This window comes from Aquimarina besae (genome assembly GCF_042434905.1).
Classification (GTDB): domain Bacteria; phylum Bacteroidota; class Bacteroidia; order Flavobacteriales; family Flavobacteriaceae; genus Aquimarina.
On sequence record NZ_CP170199.1, the window covers coordinates 4,248,664 to 4,260,488 of the forward strand.

Consider the following 11,825-nt stretch of genomic DNA (forward strand, 5'->3'; position numbering starts at 1 on the left):
AAAAAGTAGAATAATTTCTTGAAATTTATAAATATCACGAAAGTACATTTGCATAAAGGTTTATCTTAAAATTATCTTGCTAGTAAATAGTAACTTTAAATACTTACACAATGAAAAAAATCTTAGAACTAAAAGGAATTCAGGAGTTAACAAAAAAAGAGCAAAAGCAGATTACAGGTTCCTGGAACCGTCCTTTTGTTTATTGTGGACCACCTAGACAGTGTTGCCAAATGTTTAATGGAATGGAATTTTGCGATTATGGCTATTGTCAGCCTAATGGATCTTGTATTTGGGCATAAATAGCAAATAAACCACACCATTTCGAGGATTAAAGACTACTTAACAACTATTTTAAGTAGTCTTTTTTAGTTAAGTAATTCCAAAGACTGCTTTGCAATTTCTAGCTCTTCATTTGTAGGAATTACTAGAATTTTTACTTTTGAGGTATCTTTACTTATATCCCTAATCTCTTTTGATCTCATCTTATTTTTCTGCTCGTCCAATTGAATCCCAAAGTAATCCAAACCGGTACATACTAAGTTTCTCATGAGATCGGAGTTCTCTCCAATTCCTGCAGTAAATACGATCACATCTACACCATTCATAGCAGCAACATAGGCTCCTATAAACTTCTTAATTCGATACGCATTCATTTCTAATGCTTGCTGACAATCAACATTTCCTTTTTCTGCATTAGATTCTATATCTCGTAAATCACTAAAACCTGTTAACCCCAGCATGCCACTTTCTTTTTGAAGCAATGAGTTTACCTCATCTAAAGAATATCCTAAGGATTTTACCATATAAAAGATAACTGCCGGATCGATATCTCCTGATCTGGTGCCCATAATCAATCCATTCATTGGTGCAAAACCTAATGTATGATCCACACTATTGCCGTTTTTAACTGCAGTCATACTGCATCCATTACCTAAATGAATAGTAATAATTTTGGAGTTTCGTTTCCCTAAATGTGCTATCGCTTTTTCTGAAACATATTTATGGCTTGTTCCGTGAAATCCGTATACCCTTATACCATGTTCGTCTAGAAAAGAATTTGGAATTGCATATTTATAAGCTTCTATTGGTATTGTCTGATGAAACGCCGTATCAAAAACCGCTACCTGTTTTGCATTTGAAAAAATCTCTTCAGAAACTAAGATTCCTTGTAAGTTAGCAGGATTGTGTAATGGTGCCAAAGCTGACAGCTTTTCTATTTTCTCCTTTACCTCATCATTGATCTCTACGGTTTTAGCAAAAGTACTCCCACCGTGAACTACGCGATGACCGACAACCTGAATTTCAGAAGCGGAACTGATCACTCCAATGCCAGTGTCTAATAAAAAAGAAGCAATTATTTTTAAACCAATTTTATGATCAGGAATATCCATCTCTTTTTCGATATTCTGAGTATCTGTTTTGTAGTTAATTTTGGCATTTTCTAACCCAATACGTTCTACCAAACCAGAACAAAGTACCTGGGCAGATGGCATATCGAATAATTGAAATTTGATAGATGAACTTCCTGAATTTAATACTAGTACTCGCATAGTTTATTCTCTTCTTTTTATAACCCTTGTGCTTGAATTGCGGTAATAATAACAGTATTATACACATCATCAACTGTACAACCTCTACTTAGGTCATTAACAGGTTTGTTTAAGCCTTGTAACATAGGACCAATTGCCAAAGCTCCAGTTTCTCTTTGTACTGCTTTGTATGTGTTATTCCCGGTATTAAGATCAGGAAATATCAATACACTTGCCTGACCGGCTACCTCAGAATCAGGTAGCTTGCTCTTCCCTACCCTCATGTCCACTGCTGCATCATATTGTATGGGGCCTTCAATTTTAAGCTCGGGATGTTTTTCTTTTACTATTCTAGTGGCTTCTCTTACGGTTTCTACATCTTCTCCTTTTCCGGATGTACCAGAAGAATAAGAGAGCATTGCCACTTTAGGTTCGATACCAAAAGCTGCTGCTGATTCTGCAGATGAGATGGCAATTTCTGCTAGTTCTTCTGCATTAGGATTAGGATTGATTGCACAATCACCGAATACGGAAACCCTGTCATCCAAACACATAAAAAACACGGAAGACACTACTTTAACACCTGGTTTTGTTTTGATAAACTGTAATGCCGGTCTTATGGTATGCTGCGTTGTATGAACTGCTCCAGATACCATTCCGTCTGCATGACCTTTATAAATCATCATGGTACCAAAATATGATACGTCGGCCATCATATCCTTGGCCATATCCATATTTACATTTTTATGCTTTCTGAGTTCGTAAAAGGTTTTTACATAATCGTCAAAATGCGGAGAATGTATGGGCGAAACAATATGTATTTTACTAAAATCAATCGGAATATCAAGCTTTGTAGCTTTGCTTTTAATTTTCTTTTCGTCTCCAATTAAGGTGATGTCGACGACATTGGAAGCTTGTAATCTAAAGGTAGCTCTAAGAATTCTTTCATCAGATCCTTCGGGTAACACGATATGCTTTTTATGCTTTAAGGCCCTTTTTAATAAATTATACTGAAACATACTAGGGGTTAAACTATCAGACTCAAAAGTAATTAAAGGGTCTACAAGTCGATCCGCGTCTACATATTGCTCAAATGTACTGATCGACGTATTGATCTTTTGCACATTATCAGCATAAATTTTAGATCGTATCGCTCCTATTTTATTAGTTATCGAAAATGTTCCTTGTGCTACCGATACAATGGGTACGGATAAAGACACACCTTCTATTAATTTAAGAATAGGTTCTTCAGGAATGATTCCTCCCGTAAGAATAATACCTGAAATCTTTGGGTAATTATCCGATATATTAGCTTGTAATACACCTAAAATAATATCTGCTCGATCGCCTGGAGTTATTACCAAACTATTATCTTTAAGATGAGTAAGGTAATTACGTAGCTGCATTGCTCCAACACCAAAGCTACCTGCCTGATTGTGGAGAAACTCTTTTCCGAAAAGTACTTTACCGTCTAGTTCCTTTACAATTTCTTTTATAGTAGGATTAATTAAAGAACAAATCTTAGGAATAATGATCTGCTCTACATCTTCATTAAACTCCCTTTCCAGTACTGATTTCAATTCTTTTTCATCACCATCCGCAACTTTGTTGGCTACTACGGCTACTACTTCTGCATCTTTGCTGGTAAAAGTATCATACGCTAGTTTTAGATTACCTGCGATTTCTTCTTTTGTTTTATCTACACCACTTGCAACAATAATCGATGGAATTCCTAAATTCTTTGCGATTATTACGTTGATATCAAATTCGATGATACTTCCTTCATCAGAAAAATCTGTTCCTTCTACCAAAATGAAATCGAACTTTTCTTCCAGGTTTTTATATTTTTCTATAATTCCATCGATGATGGCTCCTGCGCGACCTTGATTATATTTCTGTAATACTTCACTTCTGGTAAACGCATAAGCATTCTTAACATTGATATCTAGTTCGAAATGTGATATTACTGTATTGATATGATTATCAGTCTCTCCTTCTTTGGGATCATCAATTATAGGTCTGAAATACCCTACTCTCGCTACTTTCCCAAGTAACATTCTCATTAACCCTAAAACAACAATTGATTTACCACTATTAGGTTCAATAGTAGCAATATAAACGGCTTTACTCATGTATATAAATTTGGTCGTGCAAAGATATAGTAATCCTGCTAAAATACTACACGGTAATATAACAAGAAAATGTATTCTATCAAGGATTTAAAAAATTAACTTATTTATTTTAAAGTCAATAAAAAAAGGATCTGCAAAACGCTGATCCTTTTGTAAACTAATATCATTTTTAATGAACTGAAGTTCTAATTTTAAGTGTCCCGACCTGTAGCTTTTGTACAACAAACATTTTTATCAAATTTCAAATCCTGCTTTGAAACGAGATATGTTCAAATCACTATTTTAAACACACCACTTTCATGGACTCTTTAAAATAGAGTTCAGTTAATTTATATCCTGGCCTTTTTTAAGTCTTTCTAATTCGCTTGATAATCTACCTTTAAATCTTTCGGGAGCATTATTCATAGCAACATTCATGGATTTGACAGCACTTTTGTAGTCCCCAGTCGCTGAATAGGCTTTAGCCAATCCGTAATTCGACGGCCAGGCACCATTATTATTCTTTACGTTATTCTTTAAAACCTCTAGTGCTTTATCTTTTTGCCCCTGACTAATCAAACTAGTTCCTAACTGAAATACCTGAGTAGCATTGCCAAGTACTGCTGCTTTATCTATCAAACTCATTGCTTCTTGAATCTTTCCTTGTTTTGCAAGGATTTGTGATTTTAGAGATAGGTTACCAAAGGTCTCTTTACTAAAGAAATTACCACTAATCGATGTATTTATCCATTCTAATGCCTGATCCAAATCACCGGCATTAAAAGCATAATTGGCCGCAGTATCCCAATTTGATTGTGTAAATCCTGCACTACTTCTTAGATCATTCTTAATACCATTCATTACAATATTTGTCACATCTACTTCTATTTTGAATGGAATTTCTTTCTTTTCCCATCGCAATATAGCAGTTGTACTTGTATCGTCAAAAGAAGGAAACAAAAACAGAAGCGTTTCAGTATAAGGAGTTGCTTTGGTCTGAACATCTACTCGCAATACATCTTCTTTTTCATCATAGAAATAACTTCCCCAGGAGCTCGAATTCTTAGAGAATATTATCGTGGCATTATCATCTTCTTTTAATGCAATATGCAGCCCATAGATACCTGCTTTGATGTCTTTTCCTTCTACTTTAACATCATGAGAAAATTCTATGGTTGTGTTCTGATTAGCTCCAGCTCGCCAGGGTGCTGCCTTTGATGTTCCGAATCCCAGGTCATTATATCCAAAAGGAACTAGCTTACCCCATATTTCTCTATCTTTTACACTCGGCCTTCCGTAATCAATAGTAATATCCGTAATTCCTATTCTTTGTGTTACTTGTGCTCGCTGACTTGCCTCCGGTGTTTTAAGTTGAGCGTTGGATTGGTTGGCACATAGCATAATTGCAATAGCAATGACTGCTACCATTAGGTTAGATTGTTTCATCTTTTTGTTTTTTTAATTTTACTGATTCAGATAAAACACATAAAATGATTAGAAAATAGACCCCTAACTATTTTAGTTGATTTCATAACTGAATCGTTTAAGTTATTTACAGGATTACGTATGAAAGAAAAATCATACGTTTCCAACAATAATAAGATGATATTATTAATCCCAATGTTACCGTAGTGTTAAAGTAAAAAAGGAAGCCCTAATAACTGTTAAATCCACTATTCTTTTAACAGCTGATTAACAAAGTTTTCAAACTCATTTTTAAACGTTACATATTTCTCGCCTGTTGCCGGTCCGTTGAACCCGGTATGAATCTTACGCACTTTTCCTTTTTTGTCTATGAATATTGTGGTAGGGTATGACAATATGTGGTTAAGCATTGGTAGCTTTTCCTGAGCCTTTTCTTTATTGGAGGTTCCATATTGCGCCAAAAGAATCGGATATTCAACGTTAAGTTTAGAACGTAATCTTTCAATCGACTTAAATGCTTTTTCGGGAGTCTTTGCATACTCAAAGGCCAATGCAACAAATGCTACATCCTTTTCTTTATTTTTCTTGTAATAATCAACGTAATACTTGGTTTCATCCATGCAATTGGGGCACCAGGTTCCCATTACTTGAACCATAGTTACTTTTCCTTTAAAAAGATCATCATCCAGAGAAACCATCTTCCCTTTTTCATCTGGAAAACTAAAGGCAAGTTTATCATATCCTTCTTTTATAAAAGTAAGGGAATCTTCAGAAGGAAGCTTAAATTCGTCATTTCGGATTGCTGTAAAAGGCTCTTTCCAATGATTGCCGGAATAGAAATGTCCGTTCATCGTGCTATCGGTTACTTCTGCCGTAAACAAAAAAGCGTGCGCCCCATCAAAAGCTGATAATTCTAGTTGATTATTATTTAGTACTCCTTCTAGAAAACGATAATCTCCTGTTGTAGTTCTAAAAGTTCCGGTAACTACGTTTCCGTTTTGTTTAAAAATTCCTTTGGCTATATAGCGATCCTCCGGAACTTCTTTACTAAAAACTGCTTCCCAATTTCCCTCTACATTAGCTAATGGTTTTGAGGTAATGTCAAATCTATCTTTTACACCAAAAGTCCCTTTAAAAGGAACCACTCTATCCAGGCTTTCTTTTATAAAACTTCCTGAAATGGTAAGGGAATCCTGAAACTTTGCTGCCACATACCCTTCAAAAACAGGAAAATTGATAAAAATTGAATCTCCTTGAATTCTTACCTCATCTACATCTATGACCTCTTCGGCATTGAACATCTTTATAGTTTGGTCATCAAATACTTCAAAAAGAAAGGGTAATTCTTTATCATCCTGCACGGTTAACGAAGCTTTCCAAGGCCCACTTTTCAAGAATATGTTGTTTTCTTTTTTGTCTTCTTTACAAGAGTATAAAAAAAGTATGCATACCAATGGTATTATATATTTAGTCATAGGTTTGTGTGAATATAAAAACTGTCTAGATAGACAATTAGATCTAGCTAGACAGTTTTATAAGTTATCAATATGTTTTACAATAATAAAAAATTAATTGGTTTTTGTTTTATTATTTCCTTTTGATGTTGTTTTCTTTTTTGTCTTATTTGCTTCAATAATGGCAGCAACCCTCGCTTCTCTTTGTCTTTTTGCCTCTTGAGGGGTGATGTTTCCTTTTCCAAGCTCTTTGGACTTTTTAGCAGTCAAGGCTCTAGACTCTTTTTCTTTTATTGAATATAATTTTGAAGTTTCGGAAGTATTAACCACAGGAGTAGATTTCCTTTTTGTTTTTCCATCCATCCTGGCGCTTGACTTTACATTTACAGCATTAGGCAAATATTGCTCTGGTTTGTTCGTATCTGTTTGTTGGGCAACACTCATCTGGTTTCCTAATACCAGGAAAAAAAATGATAGTATGATGGATTTAACAAGTTTCATTAAGGGCATTTTTAAAATCTTTATCGGTTCAAAAATACATAATATTCTGGTTTAATAATAATTATCAACACATTACCATATCTATTATAACAAGATAAGTAGCCTTTCAACTATATAAAAGCCTACTTATTTATAAAAAATCTTCAAAAAAATTATTGTTCTTCAGGATAAACTTTTTCTAATTTACCTTTCTCTTCTTTTAATTTCTTTTTTCCATTTTTGATAGATTCTTCAAGTGCTTTAAGCTTTTCTTCTGCTCTAGTTATCTTAGCTTCTTTTTCGGCAATCTCTTCTGGTGTTAAAGCTTCCTCCCCTTCTTTTATTTTGGCTTTTTCCAACCGCTCTCGGGCAGCAGCAATCTTATTTCTTCCTCTCTGCAACTTTTCTTCATTTTTGCTTAGCTGTTTTTCACTTTTTTCAGCTTTATCTTTTGCATCTGCAGCTCTTGCTTCTCCAAACGCCCTTCCGGTAAGACCCTCTTTATTTTTACCGTAAGCGTTTCCTTTTACTACTTTTTCAGCTTTTTGCTCTGCTTTCCTGGCTTCTTTTTCTGCCTTTTTAGCTTCTTTATCGATTTGTTTTTCGGCTTTATCATTCAGCTTTTCTCCTTCTTTTTCAGCATTATTAAGCGCTTTATCAGTTTTATCTTTAGCTTCTTTTATTTTGTCTTTCCCTTTTTGCTTTTCTTCATCTAATTGATCATTTGCTTTTTCTTTTGTTTTTTTAAGCTTATCCTGTCCTTTAGCTTTTTTCTCCGTCACTTTTTCCTTTGCTTCTTTAGATTTTCCTTGAGCCACGGTCATATGATTTCCAAAAAGAAAAATGATCATACAAACTGCTAATATTCTTGCTAATTTCATCTTATTAAATTTTTCGTATTATTGATAATTATGGTATATGGGAGCTAGTTTAACAATTAAATACTATCCAAATCCTCTAGAGCCTCTTCTAACTCTTCTGCTTTCTCATCTACCTCTTCAGAAATTTTATCCAGTTCGGTTTCTACCGATTCTATCTTTTCTACGGCAGCTTTAGTTTCTTCTTCTTCTTTCTTTTTATCCGTGCAGGAAGTAATTGCGATAAGGCATATGCAGACAAAAAATTTGATCATTGTTTTCATAATAGAATTTGGTTAAGTTATTATTTACCTAAAACTACACTTTTTATTTTAGATAAGAAAGATTTCTTGTTTGTCAACTTTACCCAAAATAGTATCTTTACCGCCTAATTTCAGAATCATCATTAATGAAAATTTCATATAACTGGCTAAAGCAATTTATAAAGCTGGATTGGGACGCAGAAAAAGCCGGAGAATTGCTCACAGATTTAGGGCTTGAAGTAGAAGGAATCGAAACTTACCAAAGTGTAAAAGGAGGTCTAGAAGGTGTAATTGTTGGTCAGGTTATCAGCTGTACCCAACATCCTAATGCTGATAAACTTAAAATTACCAAAGTAGATTTAGGAAACGGAGACCCTGTACAAATTGTTTGTGGAGCTCCTAATGTGGCCGAAGGTCAAAAAGTTCCGGTTGCTACCATTGGCACAAAACTTTATGATGAGGATGGTAAGGAATGGAAAATCAAAAAAGGTAAAATCCGTGGAGAAGAAAGTCACGGTATGATCTGTGCCGAAGACGAATTAGGTCTTGGTAAAAGCCATGATGGAATTATGGTGCTTGATAAAGATATTTCGGTAGGAACTCCTGCAGCAGATATTTTTGATATTGAAAATGACCACGTATTCGAAATTGGATTAACTCCTAATCGTGCAGATGCTATGAGTCATTGGGGAACAGCTAGAGATCTAAAAGCCGGGTTGCAGCAAAAAGACCTTAATTTAGAGCTTATCACACCATCTGTAAGTAATTTTAAGGTTGATAACAGATTACATAAATTTGACGTAGAAGTAAAAAATCCGGAGCTAGCACCAAGATATTGTGGTGTAACAATTTCTGGATTAAAAGTTGCCGAATCTCCCACCTGGTTACAACATAGACTTAAAGCAATAGGAATCACTCCTAAAAACAATGTGGTCGACATCACAAATTATGTCTTACACGAATTAGGACAACCTTTGCACGCATTTGATGCTGACTTTATCGAAGGAAACAAGATTGAAGTAAAAACCCTAGAAGCGGGTACCAAGTTTACGACACTTGATGAAGTAGAACGAGAACTACATCAAGAAGATTTAATGATATGTGACGCCAAAAAACCACTTTGTATTGCCGGAGTTTTTGGTGGAATTAATTCTGGAGTTACAGAAAATACCACCTCGATTTTCTTAGAAAGTGCTTATTTTAATCCGGTAAGTGTTCGAAAAACTGCCAAGCGTCATGGATTGAATACCGATGCATCTTTTAGGTTCGAAAGAGGTATCGATCCTAATATTACCGAATATGCATTAAAGAGAGCCGCTTTACTCATCCAAGAATTAGCGGGCGGAGATATCACTAGTGACATCACTGATCTGTATCCTAAAAAAACTGAAGATTTTCAGGTGTTTTTATCATTTGAAAATACAGCAAAGTTAATTGGAGAAGAACTACCTCAAGAAACTATAAAAGACATCCTAAGTTCTCTTGAGATTAAAGTAAATAACATAACAGAAAGTGGACTGGGACTTACGATTCCCGCATATCGAAACGATGTTCAGCGAGAAGCTGATGTGATTGAAGAAATTTTGCGTGTTTATGGATATAACAACATAAAGTTTACCCAAAAATTAAATGCTTCTATCGCAAATATTGACAGGTATGCTGACCACAATGTTCAAAACACAATCTCTAATCAATTGGTTGGTCAGGGTTTTCACGAAATGTTGGCAAACTCTCTTACATCACCTGAGTATATTTCATTATCAGAACAATTAAAAACAGAAAACAATGTAGAAATGCTAAACCCGTTAAGCAATGATTTGGCGGTATTAAGGCAATCAATACTGTTTTCAGGTTTGGAAGCAGTTTCTTACAACATTAATCGAAAACGATCGGATCTAAAATTATTTGAATTTGGGAAGACCTATCATCATTATGAAAGCGGTAGAATTGAAAACAAACATTTAGGTCTAACAATCACCGGAAATAAAACCAATGAAAATTGGAAAGTGCCTCAGGAAAAAAGTGATTTCTTTTATATGAAAGGAGTTGTCGAAGCTATATTAAGTCGTTTAGGAATTAAAACATCTAAAACATCTCCGATTAAAAATGATCTCTTTTCTGAAGGTGTTGTTTATAGTCTCGGTAAATCAAAATTAGTAGAATTTGGTATGATCAGAAAAAATGTTTTAAAACATTTTTCAATCTCTCAGGAGGTATTGTACGCTGATTTTAGCTGGGATACAATTTTAGAATTTGCTAAACGAAGTAAAATTAAATTTACAGACATCCCTAAGTTCCCTGCAGTAAGAAGAGACTTCGCCTTATTATTAGATAATTCAGTTACGTTTGAAGAGATTCACACCATTGCTAACCAAACAGAAAAACAACTTCTTAAAAACGTGAATTTATTTGATGTATATGAAGGTAAGAATCTGCCGGAAGGAAAGAAATCTTACGCTGTAAGCTTTACGCTACAAGATGAGCATAAAACGCTTACAGATAAACAAATTGATAAAATCATGAATAAGCTTCAGCAGAACTTTGAAAATAAGCTGGGAGCAGAATTACGATAAATACAGTATCTACCTTTGACCAAGATTAAATGCCTTTGAATTTTTCACAGGCATTTTTTAATACTTATATTCTTTTAAATATCAACGTTAGATTCAACATTTGTTAAAAACCGGGAAATCTTGCAATACAAATCGTAATTACTTAATTTAGTGATGCTAAAGAAAGAAAAATGATGTTTCCAAAGACTAACGTAGAAAAAAAGCTAACTCAACTGCGTAACAAACAATTTGATGTTGCAAGCTGGGAAATGCAAGTACAAGCTATTTTCAAGAAAGAAAGCGAAAAAGAGGATCGTATTATTGATACACTGGAGAACGGTATACCGATAATAAAAAATGATTTTATTTTTGATCATTTAGAAAGCTCAAAGATTTATCATATTGATCAGATAAAAAAAATTTGTATTGATTATCGACTACGTTTTTTAGATTCAAAATACTTTAAGGGTAAACTTCCAAAGGAAGCACTATCAAAAATAAAAGATCTTGAAAAAACTCACGATATAGAACTAAGTGGTTTCAAAATAGTTGCTCCGTCTAAGCTATTCAAATTGGAAAATGCAGACGATCCATTACTTTTCGCTCCGATGGGAAATAACTACTATTATTTGATCCATAAATGGGGTGATGATTTGCATCCATTCCGTAAGTTAATGATGTGGTTCTTTAAAAGTTTTGAAAATTTACTGATTCTTACTTTTTTAGTAAGTCTTTTAGTTACCTTTATGGTCCCACAAGGATTATTTAGTAAAGAAAGTAGCACCTCTGAATTTATAATGATATTTTTCTTTATGTTTAAATCAGTAGCTGCAGTTGTTTTATTTTACGGCTTTGCTTTGGGCAAGAATTTCAATACTGCAATCTGGGATAGTAAATATTTTAATGCTTAATAATTATATATGTTTCCCGAAAGTGAATACGAAAGAATCTATACCGGTAGTTTAATTAATATTCAATTCTTGCAAAACCTACTGCAGGATAGTGGTATTAATTCTATCACCCGAGATGATATGAAATCAGGTATGGCTGCTGGTTTTGGTGGTGGTGTACCGGATCACATTCAACTTTTTGTAAAGAAAACGGACGTAGAAGAGGCAATCCCAATTATAGAAAAAAGCTTATCGTAAGTACAA

General features: G+C 34.2%; 11 protein-coding genes. 4 read left to right on the top strand and 7 right to left on the bottom strand.

What is annotated here, in order from left to right; all coding sequences use genetic code 11:
- The first annotated feature begins 110 nt into the window (after positions 1-110).
- Complete coding sequence (locus ACE94K_RS18870; protein ID WP_378176057.1) at positions 111-299, top strand: hypothetical protein; 189 nt, start codon at positions 111-113, stop codon at positions 297-299.
- Positions 300-365: 66 nt separating this feature from the next.
- On the opposite strand, the gene ACE94K_RS18875 is transcribed toward ACE94K_RS18870, so the two are convergent.
- From ACE94K_RS18875 to ACE94K_RS18905, 7 genes are all read right to left on the bottom strand, one after another.
- The gene (locus ACE94K_RS18875; protein ID WP_378176060.1) at positions 366-1,550 is read right to left on the bottom strand and encodes an acetate/propionate family kinase; all 1,185 of its coding nucleotides are present in this window, start codon (positions 1,548-1,550) and stop codon (positions 366-368) included.
- Between the two features lie 17 nt (positions 1,551-1,567).
- Entirely contained in the window at positions 1,568-3,661 is a 2,094-nt protein-coding gene (gene pta / locus ACE94K_RS18880; RefSeq protein ID WP_378176063.1) for a phosphate acetyltransferase, read from the bottom strand.
- 324 nt (positions 3,662-3,985) lie between these two features.
- Entirely contained in the window at positions 3,986-5,086 is a 1,101-nt protein-coding gene (locus ACE94K_RS18885; RefSeq protein WP_378176066.1) for a DUF2911 domain-containing protein, read from the bottom strand.
- Between the two features lie 227 nt (positions 5,087-5,313).
- On the bottom strand, positions 5,314-6,540 hold the full coding sequence (locus tag ACE94K_RS18890) for a peroxiredoxin family protein (RefSeq protein WP_378176067.1): 1,227 nt from the start codon (positions 6,538-6,540) through the stop codon (positions 5,314-5,316).
- Positions 6,541-6,633: 93 nt separating this feature from the next.
- Entirely contained in the window at positions 6,634-7,020 is a 387-nt protein-coding gene (locus ACE94K_RS18895) for a hypothetical protein (RefSeq protein WP_378176070.1), read from the bottom strand.
- 152 nt (positions 7,021-7,172) lie between these two features.
- Complete coding sequence (locus ACE94K_RS18900; protein WP_378176073.1) at positions 7,173-7,880, bottom strand: hypothetical protein; 708 nt, start codon at positions 7,878-7,880, stop codon at positions 7,173-7,175.
- A gap of 56 nt (positions 7,881-7,936) precedes the next feature.
- Positions 7,937-8,140, bottom strand: a complete 204-nt coding sequence (locus ACE94K_RS18905; protein ID WP_378176075.1) for a hypothetical protein — start codon at positions 8,138-8,140, stop codon at positions 7,937-7,939.
- A gap of 125 nt (positions 8,141-8,265) precedes the next feature.
- On the opposite strand from ACE94K_RS18905, the gene pheT reads away from it, so the two are divergent.
- The 3 genes from pheT to ACE94K_RS18920 all read left to right on the top strand — a co-directional run bounded on the left by pheT (position 8,266) and on the right by ACE94K_RS18920 (position 11,819).
- Positions 8,266-10,692 (top strand): phenylalanine--tRNA ligase subunit beta, encoded by a 2,427-nt coding sequence (gene pheT / locus ACE94K_RS18910; protein WP_378176078.1) that lies wholly within the window; start codon positions 8,266-8,268, stop codon positions 10,690-10,692.
- Positions 10,693-10,862: 170 nt separating this feature from the next.
- Positions 10,863-11,582 (top strand): hypothetical protein, encoded by a 720-nt coding sequence (locus ACE94K_RS18915; protein ID WP_378176081.1) that lies wholly within the window; start codon positions 10,863-10,865, stop codon positions 11,580-11,582.
- 9 nt (positions 11,583-11,591) lie between these two features.
- Positions 11,592-11,819, top strand: coding sequence for a putative signal transducing protein (locus ACE94K_RS18920; protein ID WP_378176084.1), 228 nt, complete (start codon positions 11,592-11,594; stop codon positions 11,817-11,819).
- Positions 11,820-11,825: the final 6 nt, after the last annotated feature.